The 24262-nt window shown below is 46.7% G+C and carries 22 protein-coding genes; 9 read left to right on the top strand and 13 right to left on the bottom strand.

All coding sequences use genetic code 11. The features are described from left to right. Nucleotides 1-43: 43 nt before the first annotated feature. Nucleotides 44-1645, top strand: coding sequence for an NAD(P)H-quinone oxidoreductase subunit 4 (locus ACFW2W_RS13455; protein WP_378178633.1), 1602 nt, complete (start codon nt 44-46; stop codon nt 1643-1645). 191 nt (nt 1646-1836) lie between these two features. On the opposite strand, the gene ACFW2W_RS13450 is transcribed toward ACFW2W_RS13455, so the two are convergent. The 3 genes from ACFW2W_RS13450 to acsF all read right to left on the bottom strand — a co-directional run bounded on the left by ACFW2W_RS13450 (nt 1837) and on the right by acsF (nt 6119). Beyond that, nucleotides 1837-4032: an ATP-binding protein gene (locus ACFW2W_RS13450; RefSeq protein ID WP_378178630.1), complete on the bottom strand. Its 2196-nt coding sequence runs from the start codon at nt 4030-4032 to the stop codon at nt 1837-1839. Between the two features lie 95 nt (nt 4033-4127). Beyond that, nucleotides 4128-4799: a hypothetical protein gene (locus ACFW2W_RS13445; RefSeq protein ID WP_378178906.1), complete on the bottom strand. Its 672-nt coding sequence runs from the start codon at nt 4797-4799 to the stop codon at nt 4128-4130. A 243-nt stretch (nt 4800-5042) separates the two neighbouring features. Continuing rightward, nucleotides 5043-6119 (bottom strand): magnesium-protoporphyrin IX monomethyl ester (oxidative) cyclase, encoded by a 1077-nt coding sequence (acsF, locus tag ACFW2W_RS13440; protein ID WP_378178627.1) that lies wholly within the window; start codon nt 6117-6119, stop codon nt 5043-5045. Nucleotides 6120-6352: 233 nt separating this feature from the next. Here acsF and ACFW2W_RS13435 point away from each other — a divergent pair, with 233 nt between their 5' ends. Then, entirely contained in the window at nt 6353-6829 is a 477-nt protein-coding gene (locus ACFW2W_RS13435; protein ID WP_378178624.1) for a TM2 domain-containing protein, read from the top strand. Nucleotides 6830-6885: 56 nt separating this feature from the next. On the opposite strand, the gene ACFW2W_RS13430 is transcribed toward ACFW2W_RS13435, so the two are convergent. From ACFW2W_RS13430 to ACFW2W_RS13410, 5 genes are all read right to left on the bottom strand, one after another. Further along, nucleotides 6886-7641, bottom strand: a complete 756-nt coding sequence (locus tag ACFW2W_RS13430; protein WP_378178621.1) for a DUF2996 domain-containing protein — start codon at nt 7639-7641, stop codon at nt 6886-6888. Nucleotides 7642-7752: 111 nt separating this feature from the next. Further along, entirely contained in the window at nt 7753-8028 is a 276-nt protein-coding gene (locus tag ACFW2W_RS13425) for a MoaD/ThiS family protein (protein WP_378178618.1), read from the bottom strand. Between the two features lie 100 nt (nt 8029-8128). Then, complete coding sequence (gene thrC, locus ACFW2W_RS13420) at nt 8129-9421, bottom strand: threonine synthase (RefSeq protein ID WP_378178615.1); 1293 nt, start codon at nt 9419-9421, stop codon at nt 8129-8131. Nucleotides 9422-9672: 251 nt separating this feature from the next. Next, complete coding sequence (locus tag ACFW2W_RS13415) at nt 9673-9933, bottom strand: MoaD/ThiS family protein (protein WP_378178612.1); 261 nt, start codon at nt 9931-9933, stop codon at nt 9673-9675. 32 nt (nt 9934-9965) lie between these two features. After that, the gene (locus ACFW2W_RS13410) at nt 9966-10415 is read right to left on the bottom strand and encodes a late competence development ComFB family protein (RefSeq protein WP_378178609.1); all 450 of its coding nucleotides are present in this window, start codon (nt 10413-10415) and stop codon (nt 9966-9968) included. Between ACFW2W_RS13410 and ACFW2W_RS13405 the strand changes: the two genes are divergently transcribed. The 3 genes from ACFW2W_RS13405 (at nt 10410) to ACFW2W_RS13395 (ending at nt 14700) form a co-directional block, all read left to right on the top strand. Next, nucleotides 10410-10703, top strand: coding sequence for a hypothetical protein (locus ACFW2W_RS13405; RefSeq protein WP_378178606.1), 294 nt, complete (start codon nt 10410-10412; stop codon nt 10701-10703). The two genes, ACFW2W_RS13410 and ACFW2W_RS13405, sit on opposite strands and share 6 nt — an antisense overlap. A 119-nt stretch (nt 10704-10822) precedes the next feature. Continuing rightward, entirely contained in the window at nt 10823-12037 is a 1215-nt protein-coding gene (locus ACFW2W_RS13400; RefSeq protein WP_378178603.1) for an NB-ARC domain-containing protein, read from the top strand. Between the two features lie 185 nt (nt 12038-12222). Beyond that, nucleotides 12223-14700: an ABC transporter substrate-binding protein gene (locus ACFW2W_RS13395; protein WP_378178600.1), complete on the top strand. Its 2478-nt coding sequence runs from the start codon at nt 12223-12225 to the stop codon at nt 14698-14700. A gap of 19 nt (nt 14701-14719) precedes the next feature. Here the strand turns inward: ACFW2W_RS13395 and ACFW2W_RS13390 are convergent, their stop codons facing one another. The 3 genes from ACFW2W_RS13390 to ACFW2W_RS13380 form a co-directional block, all read right to left on the bottom strand. After that, on the bottom strand, nt 14720-15325 hold the full coding sequence (locus ACFW2W_RS13390; RefSeq protein ID WP_378178903.1) for a DnaJ domain-containing protein: 606 nt from the start codon (nt 15323-15325) through the stop codon (nt 14720-14722). Between the two features lie 175 nt (nt 15326-15500). Beyond that, nucleotides 15501-16097 (bottom strand): ATP-dependent Clp protease proteolytic subunit, encoded by a 597-nt coding sequence (locus ACFW2W_RS13385; protein WP_378178597.1) that lies wholly within the window; start codon nt 16095-16097, stop codon nt 15501-15503. A gap of 113 nt (nt 16098-16210) precedes the next feature. Beyond that, nucleotides 16211-16873 (bottom strand): ATP-dependent Clp protease proteolytic subunit, encoded by a 663-nt coding sequence (locus ACFW2W_RS13380; protein ID WP_378178594.1) that lies wholly within the window; start codon nt 16871-16873, stop codon nt 16211-16213. Nucleotides 16874-17339: 466 nt separating this feature from the next. Between ACFW2W_RS13380 and ACFW2W_RS13375 the strand changes: the two genes are divergently transcribed. Further along, a complete protein-coding gene (locus ACFW2W_RS13375; protein ID WP_378178591.1) occupies nt 17340-18581 on the top strand; it encodes a VWA domain-containing protein in 1242 nt (413 codons plus the stop codon). A gap of 134 nt (nt 18582-18715) precedes the next feature. Here the strand turns inward: ACFW2W_RS13375 and ACFW2W_RS13370 are convergent, their stop codons facing one another. Continuing rightward, on the bottom strand, nt 18716-19795 hold the full coding sequence (locus ACFW2W_RS13370) for a PIN/TRAM domain-containing protein (RefSeq protein WP_378178588.1): 1080 nt from the start codon (nt 19793-19795) through the stop codon (nt 18716-18718). A gap of 366 nt (nt 19796-20161) precedes the next feature. Here ACFW2W_RS13370 and hemW point away from each other — a divergent pair, with 366 nt between their 5' ends. The 3 genes from hemW (at nt 20162) to ACFW2W_RS13355 (ending at nt 23147) form a co-directional block, all read left to right on the top strand. Further along, on the top strand, nt 20162-21424 hold the full coding sequence (gene hemW / locus ACFW2W_RS13365; RefSeq protein WP_378178585.1) for a radical SAM family heme chaperone HemW: 1263 nt from the start codon (nt 20162-20164) through the stop codon (nt 21422-21424). A 237-nt stretch (nt 21425-21661) separates the two neighbouring features. Further along, the gene (locus tag ACFW2W_RS13360; RefSeq protein WP_378178582.1) at nt 21662-22390 is read left to right on the top strand and encodes a rhomboid family intramembrane serine protease; all 729 of its coding nucleotides are present in this window, start codon (nt 21662-21664) and stop codon (nt 22388-22390) included. A 550-nt stretch (nt 22391-22940) separates the two neighbouring features. After that, nucleotides 22941-23147 carry a hypothetical protein gene (locus ACFW2W_RS13355; protein ID WP_378178579.1) on the top strand — a complete coding sequence of 69 codons (207 nt, stop codon included), beginning with the start codon at nt 22941-22943 and terminating at the stop codon, nt 23145-23147. Nucleotides 23148-23482: 335 nt separating this feature from the next. On the opposite strand, the gene ACFW2W_RS13350 is transcribed toward ACFW2W_RS13355, so the two are convergent. Beyond that, the gene (locus tag ACFW2W_RS13350; RefSeq protein ID WP_378178576.1) at nt 23483-23911 is read right to left on the bottom strand and encodes a hypothetical protein; all 429 of its coding nucleotides are present in this window, start codon (nt 23909-23911) and stop codon (nt 23483-23485) included. Nucleotides 23912-24262 lie beyond the last annotated feature (351 nt).

Genomic DNA, 24262 nt, shown 5'->3' with positions numbered 1-24262 from the left:
CATAGCTGACAGCTAAACCTTATTGCTCACGATTTGATATCTCATGAATACAGCTAATTTTCCTTGGCTGACTTTTATCATCCTGTTCCCCATCGCGGCATCGCTGTTGATTCCGTTGGTGCCAGATAAAGATGGTAAGACGGTACGCTGGTACGCCCTAATTATTGGGCTGATTGATTTCGTGGTGATGGTTTATGCCTTCTATACTCAGTACGACTTTTCTAATCCCGGTCTGCAACTGGTGGAAAGTTACTCCTGGGTGCCCCAAATCGACTTAAAGTGGTCGGTGGGCGTGGATGGCTTGTCAATGCCGCTGGTATTGCTCACCGGCTTCATCACTACGCTGGCGACTTTGGCGGCGTGGCCCGTGACGTTTAAGCCGAAGCTGTTTTACTTTTTGCTCCTAGCGATGTACGGCGGTCAGATTGCCGTGTTTGCCGGTCAGGATATGCTGTTGTTTTTCCTGGTGTGGGAACTGGAACTGATTCCGGTGTACCTGCTGCTGGCAATTTGGGGCGGTAAGAAGCGTTTGTACGCGGCTACCAAGTTCATTCTTTATACGGCTGGCGGATCGCTGTTCATTTTAGTAGCCGCCTTGGCGATGGCGTTCTACGGCGATACCGTGACGTTTGATATGAGAGCGATCGCTGCCAAGGATTACCCTCTAACTTTCCAACTCTGGATCTATGCTGGGTTCCTGATTGCCTACGGCGTCAAACTGCCGATTATTCCCCTGCATACCTGGCTACCAGATGCTCACGGCGAAGCGACTGCGCCAGTGCATATGTTGCTGGCGGGAATTCTCCTGAAAATGGGCGGTTATGCTCTGATTCGGATGAATGCCCAGATGCTACCGGACGCTCATGCAGTGTTCGCGCCCGTTTTGGTGATTTTGGGCGTTACCAACATCATCTACGCCGCCCTGACCTCTTTTGCCCAGCGTAACCTGAAACGGAAAATCGCTTATTCCTCGATTTCCCACATGGGATTTGTGCTGATTGGGATTGCCACATTTACTGACCTGGGTTTGAGCGGTGCGGTGCTGCAAATGGTTTCCCACGGTTTGATTGGGGCAAGCTTGTTCTTCCTCGTGGGAGCCACTTACGACCGCACCCACACCCTGATGCTGGATGAAATGGGCGGCATCGGGCTGAGGATGAAAAAGATGTTTGCCATGTGGACTACTTGTGCCCTAGCGTCATTAGCATTGCCAGGGATGAGCGGATTTGTGGCAGAGTTGATGGTGTTTGTCGGCTTTGCGACCAGCGATGCTTATAACCCCACTTTCAAGGTGGTGGTGGTCTTTCTAGCCGCTGTTGGCGTGATTCTGACTCCCATTTACTTACTCTCGATGCTGCGGGAAATTTGCTACGGCCCGGAGAACAAGGAATTAGTGGAACACGAAGCCTTGATCGATGCGGAACCGCGAGAGGTGTTTATCATCGCCTGTCTGTTGGTGCCGATTATTGGTATTGGCTTGTATCCCAAAATTCTGACTGAGATTTACGACGCAACCACTTTGCAGCTGACGGCGCGACTGCGAGATTCAGTACCGACGCTGGCGAGTGGGCGACAGGTTCCGACACAGGCACAGGCGGATATTCCCCTGTTGTCATTGCGGGCACCAGAAATTGGCGATCGCTAGAAAATTAAAAGAGGAGGACTTACGCAGAGATCCCCCTAACCCCCGATAAATTGGGGGGAACCGGAAAAGTCCCCCAATTCATCGGGGGATGCAAGGGGGATCTGTGCGTAAGTCTAATCAATAATCCTTTTCGGGGCGGAATTAAATGTCCGCCCTTTTTGTTAATAATTAGTAATTAATTGGCGATTAGATCAAATTTGTGATTGCGGATGTAGGGGAATTTCTATCACAAATTCTGCCCCTTGACCGGGCGCTGAAATACATTTGAGTTGACCGCCGTGTTTTTCGACCACAATTTGGTAGCTAATCGACAAACCAAGCCCTGTGCCAATGCCAACTGGCTTGGTTGTGAAGAAAGGCTCGAAAAGTCGCTTTCTGACTTCCTCTGTCATTCCTGGCCCATTGTCGGCAATTTTGATCGCTACTCGGTTACTTGTAAGCACTTCGGTACGAATCCGAATCATGCAGGCGTTGGCTTTGATTTGTTCAAGCGATCGCTTTTTGTTGTACTCATCCAAAGCATCAATTGCATTGGTGAGAAGATTCATAAATACTTGGTTGAGCTGTCCCGGATAGCACTCTACTTCGGGTAGGTTGCTATATTCTTTGATTAGCTGGATAGGGGGATGCTCCGGTTTGGATTTGAGGCGATTTTGCAGAATTAGGAGCGTACTTTCGATACCTTCATGGATATCTACTTGTTTCATCTCGGCTTCGTCAAGGCGAGAGAAATTGCGTAAGCTACGCACAATCTCACAAATGCGCTCTGCCCCCACATTCATTGAAGAAAGTAATTTAGGCAAGTCTTCGATCAGAAAATCTAGGTCAATCGCAGCAATTTCGTCTTGAATTTCTGGCGTTGGATGAGGATATTGCTGTTGATACAGTTGTAGTAAACCAAGAATGTCTTGAGTGTATTCGTTCGCAGGGGCTAAATTGCCATAGATGAAGTTAACGGAATTATTGATTTCATGCGCTACTCCAGCAACTAGCTGACCCAAACTGGACATTTTTTCACTTTGAACGAGTTGGGACTGGGTAAGTTGGAGTTCCTGAAGTGTGGTTTCGAGCCGGGTGGCGTGCGCTTGAGCGATCGCAGCGGCTTCAAGAGTTTGAGTATAAAGTTCTGCTTGGTTAATGGCGATCGCGATTTGGTCACAAACCGCCGAGAGCAGTTCCACTTCATCGTCATGCCAAGTTCGGGGACTACTAAATTGACCGCAGGCAACTACACCGAGTTCACCCGTGCGAGTCATTATCGGAAAATTTAGTATAGAAGCGTACCCCAGCGATCGGAAGAATTGCCATGAATCGGGGTCGGTTAAAGCTTCAACATTATCCAAATGGATGATTTCTCGGTTTAAGAGTTGTCTGGCTGGGAAACTGGTTGGTTCCGCCGGATAGGAACCCAAAAAGCTAGGCAAATTGTCTACCTTCGCTTCATGCAATACATCCCAAATTGCCGACTCACCATCGGGACGATACCACATGAAAAGGCACTGCTCAATTTGCAGCAATCTGCGGATTTCCTGCACAGCTGTTTCCAGAATGGTATTGAGATCCAGCGAACTGCGAATTTGGCTAGCAAGACGGTTGAGTAGTTCTTCTCGCTGCGCTAGTTCTCGAAACCGAGTTTCTGATTGCCGCAAGGCTTCCTCAACCTGCTTGAGAGCGCTGATATTACTTGCTGTGCCGATAATTCGATAGATGCGACCCGCAGCATCCCGCAGTGGAGTTAAAGTGGTTAGCCAATAAGTGTCTACACCCTGCAAGGGAATGCAATCCTCATAGAAAGTACATTCCCCAGCGACGAGACATTTTGTATATCTCTGGTGCAAAGAATTACCCAAATCTGAACCAAATAGTTCTTGGGGAGTCTTGCCCTTAGCTTGGGCACTACTGATGCCAGTAACGAGCGCTATGGGTGGATTCCAGCTAAGGTAGCGAAAAACTCCTTGTGCGTCCACATCTAAAACAAAGATGGCGTTTTCCACGCCTTCGTAGATGGAATGGAAAAATTCCTCACTCTGGATCATCTCTGCCGACAGGATCAATCCACCCCTTTCACCGCTAGGGTGCTTCCAAGGATGCAGGCTCCACTTTACCGGCACGCAGGAACCGTCAGGGCAAACAAAGCTACTTTCCTGCGACTCCCCTAAACTCGCCCCAGTTAAAACTAGCTCAGCCTTGTGCCGCCATTGGTCGGGAAGGTGAGGAAAGACTTCGTAATGCGATCGCCCAATGATATTTTGGTCATCTAGCCCGTAATCGATTAGCCACTGACGAGAAGCGAGCAAGTAGCGCATCTGGCGATCGCACATCGCTACAGCAGCGGGTGTGTGTTGCAAAAATAGCCCGAACAGCTCTAAATTGTCTGAGGCGTTCATAGGTCGGCAAAGGCTCTTTTTGTAATGGCATTCTATATTGAGATATTTTTAAGGTTAAATGTCGTAAATATTGAAATATCCAATTATCCAAACATTCAAGGCATCCACTCTAGTACGATGCCAACCCGGCTATCTTTGTGTTGTCTGGCATTTTGCTTCTCAATGTCTGTCGATAAGCGCAGGTTACGGGTAAAGGCATAGCCTACCGAAAGCTTTGTGATACCGACTTCTTCATTCGTTGCTGGAGCAACCCAACTCTGAGTTAAGGAGATATCGGCTGCACCAGTGCGAGATAAAACTAACATCAGCCTAGCACCGACATTTAAGCCATTTGTTGAGTATCGGTCAGTTTCTAAATGCCGATAGCCCACGAGGGGGGCGATGTTGACGTAGCCGCCCAAGGGAAGTACATAGTAACGTAAATCTGCTCCATAAGCCTCGCGCTGACTATTGAACGCAGTCTGATAATCGCCGCTGACGGTTAAGCCGGTGCGACCAATAAACACGTCCTCCACACCAATATTGGCTCCCCCAGCTTGCCCAGATGAAGGAAACTGGGAGTAGCCGAGGCGCACCCTAGTCCGAAAGCTGGGGTCATTGCGAATTTCTTCTAACACATTCGGCACGTCTCGCCGCCAACGCTGCAAAACGGGACTATTTTCAATCATTTCTGGACTTAAATCCAACTCGCTAGCCTCTGGCTTGGGCGTTCCTGGCGGCTGGGTTTGAGTCTGGGTTTGAGCCTGGGTAGGCGAGATCCCCACCATTAAGCAAATGCTGATTGTTACTAGCCAGATGGGTCGTTGAAGGGTGTTTTGAGATAAATTCATTTCCAGCAAAAATCTTGAAGTTTCAACGCAGAGGTACGCAAAGGGAACAGCAGAGGTACGCAAAGGAAGATGGATCGTGACTCCTTTGCGTAAACCTCTGCGATCGCTTGGGTTTCAATTTCTAAAAAAAGTGGCTCTGCTTAGTGCAGAACCACTTTAGTTGAGGGAAGATGCTCAAAATTAGCGGGCTTTACCTTGCACAGAAGTCATATCAATCGGCTTGATTAGGTACAGGCGCACCAGCTGCCAAGCATTAGAAGCATAAAGGGGTAGCTTCTGGAAGAATTGCCGGAATTTGGGGGTGTTGGAGTTAGCGATCGCACTCAGCTTCTCATTATTGTTGATGCACACGTCTAGGCGCTCGTAAAATTCTGGTTTCTCTACATCCAGAATTACTGGGAATACCCGTCCTGCGGTTTCATTGGTTTTCTGAATTACGTGAATGTCATAATCCCGTGCATTCAGACCGAGTGTTGCATAGAATTTGGAACGCTGGATGTCGTTGAGATACATCGTCGCAAACACTGACAGCAGGAAGAAGCGACACCACAGCTTTGCCTTCCAATCATTCAAGAATTGGGGCTGCGCTCTCATTACGGCGTCGAAGAAGTCGCCGTGTCGGTTTTCATCCTGGCACCAGTTTTCAAAGAAGCGGAAGATGGGATAAATGCGGTCTTCGGGATGTGCTTCTAGGTGCCGATAAATGGTGATATACCGCCAATAGCCAATCTTCTCGGACAGATAGGTAGCGTAGAAGATAAATTTCGGCTTAAAGAAGGTGTATTTGTGATTCTTGGTCAGAAATCCCAAATCTAATGACAGATTGAAGTCTGACATCGCTTTATTCAGGAAGCCAGCATGACGAGCTTCATCCCGCGACATCAAGTTAAAGCCTTCTGCCAAAAGGGGGTTTTTGTCCTTCAACCTGCGTCCGAGTTCTTTGTAGAGTAGGAAGCCGGAAAATTCCGCCGTGCAGGAACGCTCTAGAAATTCAATGAATAACTGGCGCGTCTCCCCATCGATATGATCCCAGGATTGTTCAAACTCGGCATCCCGCACGAAGTGGTGACGGTTGTAGTCAGCGCGGAACTCTTCCAGAAGCGCCTTGAGTTCATCTTCATTTGGCGACAGATCCATCTTCGCCATTTCATCAAAGTCGGTGGTGTAGAACCGGGGCGTCAGTAGGGTTTCTTTCGCAGGTACTTTCACCCCTGGTCTTAATTCTTCAAAGCTGGGTTTTTTGAGGGAATCCACCATATTCTTTGTCTCTCTTGTTTCTCTTATTATTATGATTCCGTCGCTTTAACTCAAGGCTTGCGTTCCAGTCTACCAATCTACAGGAGAGCGATCGCACTTGTTACGTTAAGACTTGCTACACGCTGTCAAGTTTTGTGACATCTTGAGAGTTCTCGCTGCTCAATTCCTAGATGCAAGAGTTAAGAACAAAATTCTATGATTGAAGTTAGGACATCTCAAGCGCTAGGAATCTTATGAAGAACGTCTCGACTGCCTATGTTCTTTGGCTAGCTTGTTTGTTGTCCCCACCGATAGCGGGGCTGCATCGCCTGTACAATGGCAAAATTGGCACGGGTCTGCTGTGGCTGTTTACGTGGGGTTTGTTTGGCGTCGGGCAGTTCGTGGATTTATTCCTGATTCCCGGCATGGTGGAAGAACATAACGCCAACTCGCAAAACCGCTTGGGGGTATCCTCCACTGGCGTACCTCTATCGCCACCAGCGATCGCTCTTACCAAACAGGATCTTACCCGCGATCAACTGATGGTTAAACTTGTGAAAGCCGCTGCTGCTAGAGGTGGCAAACTTTCCGTTACCCAAGCGGTGATGGATACAGGTGTGAGCTTTGCCAAGGTAGAAGCCACCTTGAAAGAAATGCTCAAAAGTGGCTACGTCATGGTTGACAATCACCCAGAAACTGGCGTTGTCATTTATGAATTTATTGAGTTGTAATTGGTCATTAGTCATTAGTGATTATCTAATGACTAATGACTAATCACCTTCCCCGACTAATTTCTTTCCAGCCACTTTTGAGCATTCAACCGCTGCGTCACGCCAAACACCATTAAATCCAGCGTAATCTTGCGCTCATCGCACAAGAAAGGCTCAATTATACTGGGTCTAGAGCCTTCAAAACAGGAAAAAGCTCTTTGTTTTTGGATGTCTTCTTCGGGAAAATAAAGGTTAAAGTTCCGCTTTCCCCCTTGCCAGCTCCCGTTGACTTGCCAGCATTCTGAGCTTTCTTGAAGCGGTTTCTTGTCAAACTTCAGCTCTAAATTTTGGACGCCCTTTTTCTCAAGTGCTGTTTTCAAAGCTGGTAAATAGTCTTGTTGAATAAACTCAACAAAAGGCTTGTCTTCTACCGCAGGTGCCTTCTCTTTTTTAGCCGCTTTAGCAGCTGGCTTATCCCCTTCTGGCGACTCGTCCTTTTTAGCAGCTTTGGCACCTGTTGGCTTATCTGCTTTAGCAGCTTTGGCACCCGTTGGCTTATCCTCTTTAGCAGCTTGAGCGGTTTTTTGAACATCTGGTTGAACCTGAGCCGAGTCATCTGGGGTTGATGCCTCTGTAGAAGATTTCTCTCCAGCCGCATTCGGATTCACCTCTGGATTCACAGCTTCTGGAGCGGGTGCGTTTGCTGTCGGAATGTCGGTTGCTACGTCAGAATCCGTACTGGGAGCATTTTCTTCAGCCACACTAGGAGCCTGCTTGTCAACAGTGCTAGGAGCCACCTCTCCGGCGTCATTGTGATTCGTTTCTTCTGCCATTGGACTTATCCGCAAGTTGGTGATTTTTTTAAATGTATGCAGCGTGAATGGGGATAGGATTAAAAATCCCTATTCGGGATGGAAATCCTTTACTGCTCATCCTAGCTTGGATCAGCCTCCCGCCTGCGCTGCCACAATGCTCACCTCATCACCCTCATTTAGGGGTGTCTGAGTTCCTTCCAAAAAGCGGATGTCTTCGCTATTGACGTAGAAATTCACAAATCTACGTGGCTCACCATTTTCATCGCACAAACGCACTTTGATGCCAGGAAAGCTTTGCTCTAAGGATTCGAGCAATTCACTAATCGTACTGCCATTGCCTTGAATAGTGGCTTGATTGTTTGTAAGCTTCTGGAGAGGAGTAGGAACGAGAACTTTGACTGTCATAGTTAAAGATTATTCAGTAGTCATTCATCCGTAGTCATGAGTGATAAGTCATTAGCAACCCAGTAGGAACTAATGACTCATCACAAAAAACTGATAGCGATTAAACCAGGACTTGCTGCCAGTCGAGGCGTTCGAGTGTCCGAGAACGCTCTAATGCACGCTCGAAACTCTCCAGCTTCGCCTCAATTGTCAGGGGTTCCCCGATGTATCCTTGCACCGCTTCTTGGGTTTTCAGTCCGTTGCCGGTAATGTAAACAACGGTAGTTTCTTCGGGATCAATTTTACCCGCTTCTACCAATTTTTTCAGCACGGCGATTGTGGTGCCGCCAGCAGTTTCGGTAAAAATACCTTCGGTTTCAGCTAATAGCTTGATGCCGTCCACAATTTCAGTATCGTTGACTGATTCGATGTTGCCATTGGTTTTCCTGGCTACTTCTAGCGCATAAACCCCGTCGGCTGGGTTGCCAATGGCAATTGATTTGGCAATTGTATTCGGCTTCACGGGGGTTACGAAGTCGCGTCCTTCCCGATAAGCTTGGGCAATGGGGGAACAACCTTCGGCTTGGGCACCGCTGAAGCGGACGCTCTTATCAGCAACCAGTCCAACGTTGATAAATTCTTGGAATCCTTTGTAGATTTTGGTGAACAGAGAGCCAGATGCCAGCGGAGCGACGATATGATCCGGCAGTTTCCAGCCTAGCTGTTCTGCTACTTCGTAGCCGAGGGTTTTGGAACCTTCTGAGTAGTAGGGACGCAAATTTATATTGACAAATCCCCAACCTTGTGTATTAGCAACTTCGCAGCAGAGGCGGTTTACTTGGTCGTAGTTGCCCTGAACTGCCATGACGGTGGGACCGTAGATGAGTGTACCCAGAATTTTACCTGCTTCCAGGTCGGAGGGAATGAAGACGCAGCAGTCTAAACCGGCGTAGGCAGCGATCGCTGCGGTAGAATTCGCTAAATTACCCGTACTGGCGCAGGACACCGTAGTGAATCCTAACTCCTGCGCTCTTGTTAAAGCTACCGACACCACCCGATCTTTAAAGCTCAAGGTGGGCATATTGACGGCATCGTTTTTAATATAAAGATTTTTAATACCCAGACGACGAGCTAAGCGATGGGCTTTTACCAGTGGTGTCATGCCAGTTCCCACGTCAATCGGCGTTTCTGTGGCGACTGGCAAGAAGGAACGGTAGCGCCAAATTGAGTTTGGCCCTGCCTGAATGCTTTCACGAGTTACGGTGCGGCGCAGAGCATCGTAATCGTAGGTTACTTCCAGAGGGCCAAAACAGAACTCACAGACATGAGTTGCCTTGAGTTCGTATTCGGTGCCGCACTCTTTACACTTCAGCGCTCTAAAGGTTGCCGTTGTTGACTGGGTTGCCTGGATCATGGGTATTTACACTCCTTACGTCCGTCGTTCGGTTGATACTAACACAGGCAAAAATACCCGTCAAACATATCCGACTCTTTTAGTCGGGATTAAATGTTATTTAGGATACAAAATTTAGCCCTCAGTCTGAAGGCTGGGGCTATGCAAACGAACTCCGCAGTCGCAGATTTGAGAAAAAGAGGTAATTAAAGCGGATTTGGGATGAATTGGGATGAAAAGACCGAATTTCTTGCTTTTAACTTTTGCCTTTCCTAACCGCCGCTAACGGGGGGAATCAGCACGACTTCATCGCCATCATGCAGAATGGTGTCTGGTTCGACAAATTGAAAATTAACGCCAAAGCGAGTAATTTGACGCCATTTGTCAAGCTCTGGATGTTCGGAAGCAAATTTATTTAGTATCGCTGAAACGGCTGTATTTGGAGGGATTTTCAGCACCAGTTCTGAAACGCCATAAGCTTCTTGATAGGCGGCGAATAATTTGACGGTGACAGCGATCGCTTCAGTGGACATAGGAACTGATACTAGAGGGTGCTGGCATTAGATTAGCGCTTTAGCCGACCATCCGCTTTGTTAATACCCCCTAATCCAAAAAGCGATCGCACCCAAGAAAGGAAGAAATCGGGGCTTTTGGCTTCTTCAACATCCGCATCAGATGAATCAGATGCACTTTCTTCGATGTTTTCAGCGTTTTCTGCAAAGTTGAGGGGAATTGCCACGTTCAAGGGATCTTGTTGCACAGCCGCCAATGCTTGACCTACCGCCACGACAATCTGAGGTGCTAACTTAGCTTTAGCCCGTTGCTGCTGTAGATACCATCCTCTGGGACTGGTCGCATACAGGGCAGGCAGACGATTCAGGGCGTAGGCGATCGCTTGTGCTGGATTGATATACTTGACCAACTTTGGCGGTAGCTGCTGGAGTTGCCGGTGTACTTCTTGAGCAACTAGCAGTTCCATGACATTGCAGTAGGTTAGGGCTTGATTCGGTTGCATAATCTTCTTAAAGACCGGACTGGCGATCTCTGTAAAGAAGGACAGACTTCCCAGAAGGCGAGCGATCGCGTTAACGTTGCCATGTGCGATCGCGCTAGATTTGTCTGCAAAACAGCTAGTGGATATCACGATGATTCTGCTACTCGCACTATTACCTCGACCAATACTGGGATGCTGCTTGCCATACTCTCAGATTGCCAGAGACGCTTCAGCTTCACGGCTCACTTTTTTGCTGACTCTTTGGCTCAGTTTTCAGGGTACTGCTGCGATCGCTGCACCGAAAGGTGAGCCAGAATAAGCGAGAATTGTGATAAAGAGCTTAACGTATGGCGGGTTCCGAGAGAGCATCTGCACGCGGACTAGAAAGCGTTGATAAAGCCAGAAAAAGGAAAGGCTGGACAAAAACAATGACCGTTTCTTGGTGGCAGGCTGCCCTGACTACGCAAGCAACCTTGAAACGGTTTTGGCAGAAAAAACCCATTCAGCAAGAGACTTTTATTAATATTTGCGAAGCTGTCGGTATCGGCAACTGGAAGGAGATTGTTGATGCAGGTGCAGTTGAAGAACCAGAAGCGCGTGAGATGCCCATACTTGATTGGGGTGAAGCGCCTGATGTCTCTGGTTTCTATGGGCGCACAGAAGAACTGACTCTGCTTGAGAAATGGATTGTCGCCGATAATTGCCACCTAGTAACGCTGTTCGGCATGGGGGGAATTGGCAAAACAGCCCTGTCCGTGATGCTAGCCGAGCAAATTCAGAATGAGTTTAATTATTTCATCTGGCGATCGCTACGTTCTGCCCCATCATTAGAGGACCTTTTAGCAGACTTGCTCCGATTTCTTTCCAACGGGCAGTCAATCGATTTACCAAAAGATATTGGTCGCGGAATCTCCCAGCTAATTGAGTCTCTGCGATATCCCAAAGGGACGACTCTTTCCACGGGTTCGCACCGATGTCTGCTGATTTTGGATGAAGTCGAAACAATTCTAGGTGCTGGTCAAGCAACTGGGTACTATCGAGAAGGATATGAAGGCTACGGCGAACTATTCAGACGGGTGGGAAGAGAGCGCCACAACAGCTGCTTAATGCTAATCGGTCGGGAGCAACCTAATGAAGTTGCATTAATGCAGGGAGAAACCCCACTCGTTCGTTCATTACTCCTGTCCGATCTCAATGATACAGACGCTTGGCAAATATTTAGAGCCAAAGGTTTGTCAGACGAGAACCACTGGAAAAACCTTTTTCAAATCTATCGAGGGAATCCCTTAATTTTAAATATTATTGCCAGTTATATAAAAGCCTCCTTTGCTGGTAAAGTTTCTGATTTCCTAAAACTAGAAACGATTTTTTTAGGCGACATCCATCTAATTTTAGATACTTCCTGGCAACGATTATCAAATTTTCAAAAAGAAATAATGTTTAATTTAGCTACTAATCTCAATCCCAGCTCCATCCTTAAATTAAAAGGAGAAATCAATGTAAAGGTTTCAACTTCAGAAATTATGGAAGCGATTCAAGCATTAGAACGTCGTTCGCTGATAGAAAAGCAAATCGAAGGCAATGAAGTTATTTATACGCTTCAGCCAGTTGTGAGAAGGTATGTTAAAAGAAAGATTAATTAACGAGCGGTTGAACAATAAAGTTATTTGGCGCTATGGCAATCCTATTTAAGTTGTGCGCGAGTATTCGCCTTAGTGTAGAGACGCGATTAATCGCGTCTCTACAGGGAGAGTGCAAATCATTTAGGATTGCTATAGAAGTTATAATTCTATAACATTCCCACTCAAATCGGGATAGTGTGTTTGCCGTGAGTTATTGCATTAATCCCAACTGCCGCAATTTCAACGAACCAGGTAATCAAAGCACTTGTCCTGACTGTGGCTCCGAAAGTTTAGTGGAAGGGCGCTATCGGGTCATCCAACGTCTGGGCAAAGGAGGCTTTGGTCAAACCTTTGAGGTGGAGGACGTGCGTCGGGAAGGCACAAAAAAAGTCCTGAAAATTTTGCTCACTGATTATGAGAAGGCAATCTGCCTATTCCAGCGGGAAGCCGAAGTTCTAAAGAAGCTGAATCATCAAGGGATTCCCAAAGTAGAGGCAGATGGATACTTCCAGCTATGTCACCTAAATAGCGAAAAGCCCTTGCACTGCTTGGTGATGGAGAAAATTGAGGGGATAAACTTAAAAGAATGCTTGAGCAGTCGGAACCATCAACCTATCAGCCAAAAGCAAGCGATCGCCTGGTTGAAACAACTGGCAGAAATATTGCAGCAAGTTCATCAAAGCAACTATTTCCACCGGGATATTAAGCCGTCTAACATTATGCTGCGACCTGACAATCAACTGGTGTTGATTGATTTTGGCGCAGTCCGGGAAGCCACAGAAACCTACTTGCACAAGTTAGCCGGAAGGGATGGCACAGTAATTATTTCCCACGGCTATACACCCCCAGAACAAGCCGATGGTAGAGCTGTTTCCAAATCTGATTTCTATGCTTTGGGGCGCACCTTCATTCATTTGCTGACAGGCATACATCCCCACGATCTGCCTGAAAACCCCAAAACAGGTCAGTTGAATTGGCGAAACAGTGCCCCACAGGTTTCACCAGAGTTGGCAACTTTAATTAATGACCTGATGGCTCCCTTCTCAGGGAATCGACCTAATAATGCCCAAGAAATCGTGCAACGCTTAGAGGAAATTGAAACGCAAATCAACAGTTGTCGGCGGACACCACCTTCCGACGATACTCTTACTTTGCCTCCTGGCGACAATCGTTCAGACGAAGAACGTACAAGAATTTTGAACTCAGGAAATACAAAGCTTGTACTAATTCTAGTAATGAGTGCAATTCTTCTATCAGGAGTAGTAGCAGTAATCTATCGGTTCGCGATCCTGCCACCTCAGAAACCTCAGAAACTTTCGACAGCTACAGCTTGTGATTCAAAGCTTGAAGACGATTTAAGTTGTGGGGAAGAAGTTTTGATTCCAGGTCATGAAGTATCGTTTAAGCAACAGGGGGTACAAAAATTTGCCCGTGGTAAATATGCACAAGCCGTTAATTTACTAAATAAGGCACGGGACGAACAGCCAAGCGATCCTGAAACTTTAATTTACCTGAATAATGCCAGACTTGGAAAGCAAAAAGCTTACATAATCGCTGTGGTTGCTCCTATAGACAAAAGTCCAGACACAGCTATGGAAATTCTGCGAGGAGTCGCCCAAGCGCAGGAGGAAATCAATCAGGGGAAAAAGATTAATGGTGTTGGTCTTAGAGTAGTGATTGCAGATGATGCTAATAACCGCAATCAAGCTAGACAAATTGCAGAGAAACTGGTGTTGAAAGAGGATCTTCTAGCGGTCGTCGGTCACTATGCAAGTGAAGTGACGCTGGCAGCTATGCCTGTTTATCAAAAGCACGGGTTGGTAGTGATTTCTCCGGGTAGCACATCGGAAGAACTTTCACAATGGGGTACTATTCCCAATCATGTTTTCTTTCGCACTGTAGCTAATACGCAGGTGACTGCCAAATTTTTAACTAACTACCTAATTAAAGAAGCCCGTCAGAATACAGCAGCAATCTTTTACGCTCCGCAGAGCAGTTTCAGCCAATCTTTAAGAAATCAATTTCTACATAGCTTCACAAATAGCGGCAAAAAGGTAGTGATGGAGTTTGATTTGTCTAATCCTCTTTTCAATGCCGCTGCTGCGATCGCTCACGCAAAAAAACAAGGAGCTACAGCGTTTGCCGTATTTCCCGATGGTGGAACCACTACTTATGGCGTTGATAAAACCTTAAAGTTAATCAAAGCTAATCAGGGTCGTAATTGGATAGGGGGAGGCAGTACTCTCTACAATCCTGAGACTTTACAACTGTTAGGGAAAGATGCCTCAAACCGTTTCGTGGTAGTTGTACCTTGGCATCAAATGGACAGCCCCAACCAAGAATTTCCCCAGGCAGCTAGAAAGTTATGGAAAGGAGATGTAAGTTGGCGTACTGCTACGGCTTATGATGGAACTCTTGCCTTGATAAAGGCTTTAGAAAAACCAACACAATCATCACCGAGCCGTATTAGTGTACAACAGGTTTTAGCAGACACAAACTTCCAAGCCCAAGGAGCTACAGGTGTGATTAGTTTTCAAGGTGGCGATCGCAAAGAGCCTATTTCTACCCTAGTAAAAGTAGTGCCACCTAACTGTGCGACTGATAGTTACACCTTTGTACCTGTAGACTATCCCCCAGATAAAGTTAAGAATTTAGGAAATTGCAAACCGGAAAAATCATTTTGATTTCCAGGTCGCTAAAGCCTCAAAAAATCTGCTCTAAGCGGCGAAAATCTCGTTCTACTTCTGCCCAGAGAGAGCGATTGTGGGGGTCGGTTTTCAGGGCTTTTTTTAGATAAATTCTTGCCTTTTCCAGTTGCTTTTCAGCGATCAGCTGACGCCCCCAACGTTGATAAGCGATCGCTTGCCACTGACGCACTTCTGGATCTTCTGGCAGACGTTGAGCGAGTCCTTCGATGAGGGCGATCGCGCGGGGAAATCGGCGATTTTTCAGCAACTGCTGCAACTGCTGATAAGAACTCCACTTCAGCTGTTGCTCAATTATCGACAAGTCGGGAAGTTTTTGAACTGGCGTCTCTTTGCGAGTCACCTTCGTAACGGCGGGTTGAGGAGGCGGTGCAGCGGTCTGTTCTTGATGGGATACTTTCTCAACCGTCTCAGACTTATCTACCACGCCAAGTAGGAACTTGTAAGCCTCCGTCAACTCTATAAATTTATCCTGCGCTTGGCGATCGCCAGGATTTGCGTCGGGATGATACTGCCGTGCCAAACGTCGGTAAGACGCTTTAATTTCTGCAAAAGATGCCCCTGATCTTAACCCCAACACCCGGTAACAATCTGCGAGGTTCATCAGAGGAATCATCTAATCAATTAGTCTTTAATCTTTGTTGATAGTCGGGAGTTTATTTCTAGCCATTAGCTTTTAGCGGTTAGCTATTAGCTTTTGAGAATCTTGTCGGAAGCCCAAGTTTACAATTGCGGCTACCTACCCGTCAAGCAGCTAACAGCTAACAGCTAATCACTCATTACTTCGGACGTTCTTCGATAACACGGTCAATTAGACCGTATTCCTTCGCTTCTTGGGCAGACAGGAAAAAGTCACGATCCATGTCCTTCTCAATTTTCTCAATAGGCTGACCCGTCCGGTCAGCATAAATCTGATTCAGCTGGCGACGAATCCGCAGAATCTCTCTCGCCTCAATCTCAATATCTGTGGCTTGTCCCCGCGTACCACCAGAAGGTTGGTGAATCATAATCCGCGAGTGAGGCAAAGCGAGACGTTTGCCTTTTGTCCCAGCGGTCAGCAGGAATGAACCCATTGATGCCGCTAAGCCTACACAAATCGTCACCACCTCTGATTTGATGTGCTGCATGGTATCATAAATCGCCATGCCAGACGTGACTACGCCACCCGGAGAGTTGATATAGAGATAGATGTCCTTGCCCGGATCTTCCGAATCCAGATAAAGCATCACGGCAATTATCTGGTTAGCCATTTCATCGTCAATGTCTTCGCCCAAGAAAATAATCCGTTCCCGGTAAAGGCGATCGTAGATGTTAATCCACTCGGTATATTGTCCCCCTGGCATCCGGTAGGGAACTCTAGGGTAGCCAATAGGCATGATGTAGAACTCCGTTCGTAAAAAGTGAAAATTGGTATCCAAAGAATTAAAAATGCAAAATTAAAAATTAAAAATGAAGACATTCAAATTTTTAATTTTTAATTTTTAATTCTTCAGATGACACCAGCGGGAAGCGGTGTTGGTAAATCTGATTTAGACTCTAGAACCCGATCGATCAAGCCATATCCTACAGCTTGCTCCGGTGTCATGTAGAAGAGTCGATCCATATCCTTAGCAATTTTTTCAGGGGTCTGACCTGTATTGCGCGATAGGATATCCAGCATGGTTGTCTTATTAGCCAGCACTTCTTTGGCTCGGATTTGAATATCCGTCGCCTGACCGCGAGCGTAGCTCTTGGTCTGATGCAGGATAATTGTGGCATGGCGCAGACTAGCGCGATAACCTTTAGTCCCAGCAGATAGTAGCATTGCTGCCATTCCCATTGCCGAACCGATACAGATGGTATGAATGGGCGGCTTGATGTAGTTCATCGTGTCACAGATGGCGAAGGCTTCGGTTTCAAAGCCAATCGGTTCGCCGTCGTAACGCGAGGTGCCAGTGGAATTGATGTAGATTTTGATCGGTTTTTCAGAATCTTCGTACTGCAAAAACAGCAGTTGGGCGATGATTAGTTTCGTTACCTCTGGCACCAATGGCGTTCCCAGATAGACAATCCGCTCCTTTAAGATCAGGGACGGTAAGTCTGGAGGCGGTGTCCGGTAGAAGCTATCGCCGCCGTAGTAGGGAGCTTGAACAGCCTGGATGGGTGAGTTCATGGCGTATCGGAAAGCTGCAATAGTGGTGCTATCTTTAATTTGACATTAAATTCCGGTGTGCCCCACCGTACTGACTGGATTCTAGCAGTTTTACTCCCTTTACCGCTTTTAGTAAGGTTGAGGGTGGCTTGATGTCGCTTTAGCTGCTGTAGGTGGGCTTTCTGGGACGGAACGCCGGAAAGTGGGTCTTCAAATCTCCCAATTTTTGGGTTTTTAAACAGGGAAACCTGAGTTTAAGTGTCGGTTTTTGCGAAAGGCGATGGGTAAAATCCACCCCAGCGATCGCGTTTTCTGCAAAGAGTTGCGATCTTTTGACTGACCGCTTCCGCCATGTTGGGCTGCAAGCTATTGTAGAAAATAAGCCCGGTCGCGGTTGGGGTAATTTTACGGTTCCCTTTCCGGAGCGTTAGCGTTTAGTCTTGTGGTTACTCCGATCCCTTCTTGTTCTGCCAGGAATGAGCGTGCTATGAGAGTTGGTTTACAGCCTGCTTTGAATGATATCAATATTGACGCGACTCAAGCGAGTAGCCAGCGTCAACTAGAAATTTCGATTTCTGCGATCGCTGGGGATCTTGAAGATCGTGCCCCGCTCAATTTATGTATAATTCTCGACCACAGTGGCTCGATGAATGGACGCCCCCTGGAAACGGTGAAACAGGCAGCGATCGGTCTTGTGGATCGTCTCGCACCGGGCGATCGCATCTCTGTTGTCGCCTTCGATCACCGAGCCAAAGTTCTTGTCCCTAACCAAGTCATTGACAACCCAGAAAACATTAAAAAACAGATAAATCGGCTCAGTGCGGATGGCGGTACTGCGATTGATGAGGGTTTAAAACTGGGAATTGAAGAACTGGCGAAGGGCAAAAAGGAAACGGTTTCTCAAGCTTTTCTGTTAACAGATGGCGAAAATGAGCATGGCGACAACAACCGCTGTCTGAAATTTGCCCAAGTGGCGACTGGCTACAACCTGACGTTGAATACATTGGGATTTGGCGCTCACTGGAACCAGGATATTTTGGAAAAAATTGCCGATGCGGGTGGCGGTACGCTGTCGTATATTGAGCGTCCCGAACAGGCAGTCGATGAGTTTGGACGCTTGTTTAATCGGATCTCTGCGGTGGGGTTGACAAATGCCTACCTGTTGCTTTCCTTGATGCCGAAAGTACGGTTAGCAGAACTCAAACCCATTGCCCAAGTTGCTCCAGATGCCATTGAACTGCCGGTGCAACCAGAAGGAGAGCGCTATATGGTACGTCTGGGAGACTTGATGAAAGATGTACCGCGAGTCATTTTGGCGAATCTTTACGTCAGCCAGCTGACCCCAGGGCATCAAGCGATCGCTGAGGTACAAGTCCGCTACGACGATCCCGCCCAGGATAAAATGGGGCTACTTTCTCAACGGGTCTTAGTCGAGGCGAATGTTGTCCAGAGTTACCAACCCGCACCCAATCCTCAGGTGCAACAGTCTATTTTGGCGTTGGCGAAATACCGACAAACTCAGTTAGCAGAGGCGAAATTGCAACAAGGCGATCGCGTGGGTGCGGCGACGATGTTACAAACTGCTGCCAAAACTGCCCTGCAAATGGGAGATAAGGGAGCCGCGACGGTTCTCCAAACCAGCGCCACGAGGCTGCAATCGGGTGAAGAACTTTCGGAAGCAGATAGGAAGAAGACGCGGATTGTGTCTAAAACTATTTTGCAGGAGTAGGATTTTTTAACGCTCTCGGTACGCAGAGGAAGCAATTTACTTCTGCGTACCTTTCTTGGCGTTGATAATTTTAAGAGTGCAGCTAAGAGTGCGGCTTCTGGGCTTTCTAGGTGCCACCAGTAGCGATCGCCACTTCAAGCCACAACGGACGCTTGAGGGCGAGCAAAAATCATTCGCCCCGCCGAAGTCTGCAAGGCACTTGTTACCACTACTCGGATTTCGCCACCCATGTAGTCGCGCCCGTCTTCCACAACCACCATTGTGCCATCGTCCAGATAGCCGACGCCCTGAGCCGGTTCCTTGCCACCCTTGAGAATTTTGATGTCCAGGCTATCACCAGGCAGATAAATTGCCCGAATTGCCTGAGCCAAATCGTTAATATTCAGCACCGGCACTTTCTGCAAAGTGGCAACCTTACTCAAGTTGTAGTCGTTGGTTAGCAAAGTACCATTGATTTCTTGCGTCAAACGGACTAACTTCGCATCCACCTTGGGAATTTCATCGTAGTCGGCGGAGTGGATCACGATCCGCTCTGAGTAAGCATCCTTCATTTGGTTCAGGATATCTAGCCCTCGCCGTCCCCGGACTCGCTTCAAATCGTTGGAACCATCTGCCAGCTGTTGCAGTTCCTGCAAGACAAAATGTGGTACGAGGATTTGACCTTCGATAAAGCCAGTGTTCAGCAGTTCTTCAATGCGACCATCTATGATACAGCTGGTGTCTAAAACTTTGGTCGAGGCAGCTTTGAGGGTTCCTTCTGCTACCAACATCGTTTCTACGCTGTGGGGGCTAATCAGCCTCAAGAAGGAACGACCGTGAGTATCTGCTAAAGTGACCCCCAAGTAGGAAAACATTACGCTGCCTAAAATGGCAACGAGGGGCTTAATAAAAGCAAAATCGAAGGGCATTGGTAGCAAGAAAACGGGTGCCAGCATCAAGTTTGCGACTAATAAGCCGATCACCAAGCCGACTGCTCTGGTCAAAATGACCTCGATCGGCATTTCTCGGACTCTCTTTTCCAAGCGTCGATAGGTCGTCTGCACGAGTAAACCGGCAGCACCCCCAACCAGGGCGGCAAACCCGGCGAAGATCCAGCGTAAAGCGTCCTGATTGCTGACTTGATGTAGGGCACCGCTGGGCAGTAATTCAATCGCGTCGAACCCGATTCCCGCCGCTGCTAGGATGAATAAAAGAATAATGATTGCGTCAAGCATTTTTTCCAGTTGTTTGGGATGATTGCTTCAATTCCTGAAAGCGGCTCTCAGGAAATGATACAAATTTACATTGGTTTTATTATATCTTTTGTGTTATTGCCTTCACCCTTACGGATGACAATTGATTTAACATCAGCATTTAATCCAATTTGAGTTATTTTGATGAAGCCACTTCTTTTTTATTAAAAAGAACAACTCCGAAAAATTAGCCAATTATATTGCTTCCAGAAGGCAGGAAACAATAATGGGTATAGGCTTGGCGTATTATTGCTAGGATAAGAAAAGAACTGACAACGATTCAGTAAAGTAACAACTGTTAATCAAATATTTAAGTATTTCATCGCTATATTGAGTATTGATGCAAACATGGTATTAAATTATTTAATCCCGGACAGAAAAAATATTGATTTGGGTATTCCCAGCTCTGCTTATCTCCACATTCCATTTTGCAGACGCCGGTGCTTTTACTGTGATTTTCCAGTGTCTGTGGTAGGGGATCGCAAGACTGGTAAGAACTCTGGCACAATTGAGCAGTATGTTAAGGTATTGTGCCAAGAAATTGAAGTTACACCAGCATGGGGAAATTCCCTAAAAACAGTTTTTTTTGGAGGCGGTACTCCTTCGCTGTTATCGGTGCAACAACTAAAGCAAATTTTGACTCAACTTGATGCTTGCTTTGGCATTGCCACCGATGCTGAGATTTCAATGGAGATGGACCCAGGCACCTTTGACTGGCAACAACTTCAAGGCTACCGCTCAGATGGAGTGAATCGAATCAGTCTGGGGGTACAGGCGTTTCAGCCAGAACTGTTGGAAGTGTGCGGGCGATCGCATGGTGTCTCTGATATCTTTGCAGCTGTGGAGCTAGTCCGCAAAGTGGGGGTTCCCGAATTCAGCTTGGATTTGATTTCTGGTTTGCCGCATCAGACTTTGGAACATTGGCAGGAGTCTCTAGAAACGGCAGTAGCGATCGCTCCCACTCATATTTCAATTTACGATCTCCAAGTCGAACCCGTCACTGCCTTTGGGCGTCAGTATCAACCCGGTGCCAAACCTCTTCCCACAGATGAAATTGCTGCCGAGATGTACCGACTGGCGCAGCAAGTTCTCACCAGTGCCGGTTACGAGCATTATGAAATTTCTAATTATGCCAAACCCGGTCATCAATGCCGCCACAATCGAGTTTACTGGGAAAACCGCCCCTACTATGGCTTTGGCATGGGTGCCGCCAGTTATTTGCAAGGGTGCCGGTTCACCCGTCCCCGCAAAACACGGGAATATTACGAATGGATGCAACAGATAGTCAAAGCAGGTGGCGTGTGGGATTGTCCTCAAACATTGGCATCTGAAGTACTGTTGGAAACATTGATGCTGGGGTTGCGTCTAGCAGAGGGCCTCAGTTTATCAACCTTAGCCGAACAGTTTGGCAAACAGACGCTGCAACAAATTTGGACGTGTTTGCAACCCTATTACCAGCAAGGTTGGGTAGAAATTGTCGGCGAAAGCGGGGAAGCGATCGCGCTTGACGCCCAGAAACTCGCACCAAATGGACGATTGAGATTAACCGATCCGGAAGGATTTTTATTTTCTAATGTTGTTTTGGCAGATTTATTTAGTCAGTTGGGATAAGTTGTCTTTTTTGAAACGCTCTCGTTACGCCAAGGAAAGCGCCAAGAAAACGCCAAGAATTTAGAAAGTCAATAATCTTTTACTTGGTCAGGACTTACGCAAAGCTTATACATATAACGTTTTTTCGGGTTCAATCCCCCTGTGGTTGCCTCAGATGTGGTGATGTTGCGTAAGTCCTGTTGGTGTACCTTTGCATAAACCTTTCTTGCCCTTTGCGTTTCCAGAAACTACCAATCTATGATTCCTATTGCTGATAACATCCCCAGTCGCAGCAAACCGATTGTTAATTACGCCCTGATCGGAATCAATGTTGCTTTGTTTCTGTGGGAGCTAAAACTAGAGGTTGCAGGTAAACTAAGCGCTTTTATCGAACACTGGGGTATCGTTCCTGCCCGAATAAGTGCTGTGATTTCAGATGCCCTCACTGGGGAAAATCCAGCAGCGTGGGTTGCCTTGCTGATGTTTTCCAGTTCCCTGCTATGGGCGATGTTTCTCCACAGCAGCTTTGGTCAAATTTTGGGTAATCTCCTATTCTTATTTGTTTTTGGAAAGAGTGTGGAGAATCTTCTCGGACATAGGCGGTTTCTGCTACTTTACTTGCTGGGTGGCATTTTGACGGGCATAGTACAAGTTTTGCTGGACTCTACTTTGACGATGCCATTAATTGGAGCCAATGGCGCGATCGCATCTGTCCTCGGAGCCTATTTTCTGAGTTTTCCCCAGGCAAAAATTGATACCATCCTGCCACTGGTAATTGTGTTTATCCCCATTGAACTGCCAGCTTTGTTTTATCTATTCTGGTGGTTTATTCAGCAGATGTTTTATGGAATCGGTAGCTTAAATATTTCCGGTGGCGTCAATCCCGTGGGCGTTGGGTATTGGGCGCATGGTGTGGGGTTAGCAATGGGTGCGATTCTTGTGTTGTTGTTGAAAAGAAGTATCGATAAGAAGCGATTCATAAAGTAAATATTAAAAACAAAAATCTTTACTTTAGGCGCAGGTTCCCCCTAGCGCCATACGATTCACTTAAAGCTAAAAATCCCAACCTACGTAGGGAATGGTTGAGGGAACGAAACCCAACACTCATAAGCATTTGTTGGGTTTGATCGCTCAATCCAACTTACAACGATTCGGTAGTGAACTGTATTTCCCCCTAGGGTACCTTAAAAAGAAGCCGGAATCTTATTGCCACCCTTAAAAAGGAGAATTAAAGTAATCGGATTTTCTTTATAAATTTTCTCTAACCAATCGACAACCGTTTGTTTGGGAGTGGGAGAATTTTATCCAGTCTATAGAATGCTTGATAACAGTTAGTTTTGAGCAATGTTGCAATTGCTTAATCTATGGTAAGTTACTGCTCATGTTTAAGTTAAGCAACTTAATGACTTTTTATGATGAAATGCAATGTTTTAAGTGGATATCGTACAAGTTATAGCTGATTGTAAAAATCAGATCGCATACTTTATAAAGACAGATCAATCTTGCTTTTGAAATGGTTCCTCAAAGGAAATACTTTATGAAACCCTTAAATTCGCCAGTTTCAGCCTGTCGCTATTGTCAATTTTATAACCCGATGGGACGACGTGGCGGCTGTTGTCAAACCCTTGGCGTAACAGTTCAAGGTGGATGGCAAGGTTGTCAACTGGGAATTCCTCGGTTTAAACTTTCCTACGAATATTCGCACGAAGATCCGCAGAAACGAGCTGAAGCAATTGTAATTTAAAACACACTCAGAAAAACGAGTAAGTTGAAAAAGTCTGAAAGTTAGGAAGCCAATTTTTTTAATTTCTCCTTTACTAGCACACTTCTGTTTTACGGATTGTCGGAGGCTGAAAAAGCAATTTTCTCAAGCAGAATCTATGCATAGCAACCCGTATATGATGTCAAGTCCATGAAAGAAGTTCTTTAATAGTTTAGTTTTTCCCTTTAAGTAGTGCGATCGCTTATAAACCCGTTAATACGGGTTTTTTTGGCGCTGACATTCCATACATCGGAGAAATGAGCGATCGCCATCCCATAGAAGTCCAAAACCCGCCTTGCCTCTTTGCCAGAGAATCGCTACACTTTCCCCTCTGCCAAGTTTTGTAATTCCTGCTGTAGAAACTTTCCCCATTCGGCGGCGAGGGGGATTTCAGTAAAAGGGATTTTCACCGAAGCTGCTGGTGCAAAGACAAATTCCAACGAGGCGACACGACCTTTACTGGGCAGTGCTTCTAAATCTGTAGGCTTGTCATCTACCAGCAGCCGAATCGCTTTGACATCCTTCAGAGAAAACGTTTGCACCTCCACCGGACCTTGGCGCGTGGGTTTTCCCCAGGTCAAATTGCTGTCATTTTGAGCCAGCACCGCATAGATATCGTACTTAGATCGCTCAAACTGCTGTGCCCAGAGGCGATAAGCTTCAACTTTTTGATACTCATTCCAGCCTTGCCAAGCCAGCCAGGTAAACGCTGCCAGTAGGGGCAGCCACAACAAACCTCTTTCCATTGTCGGATTTTCGCCCTTTCACTATTCTGATATCTTGCAGCCTAACAGACGATTGCATCTATCCCTGGTTAGCTCCCCTTCGGCTATCTGCTAAGTATAAATGCTGGGTATAGAGATTCTCAGGTTGAGGGTGAAGCATTCGCGCCTTGTACAAGTCACTTCAACAGGACTTACGCAACTTGCGCGACATCTGAAAGACCCAACTACAGGGGGATTGCCCCTACAAAGCGCTATATGTAAAGCTTTGCATAAGTCCTGTTCAACCCAAATATTTCTGCGCGAATGCTTCACCTCTACATGATTTCAACAGATTTGGGTAATGCATAGTTATTCTGAAGAGGAGTAAGGGGG

This window comes from Coleofasciculus sp. H7-2 (genome assembly GCF_042747725.1).
In the GTDB taxonomy this organism is placed as follows: Bacteria; Cyanobacteriota; Cyanobacteriia; order Cyanobacteriales; family FACHB-T130; genus FACHB-T130.
The sequence above is the reverse complement of the archived record's forward strand: the minus strand, read 5'-3'. Positions and strand labels throughout refer to the sequence as shown.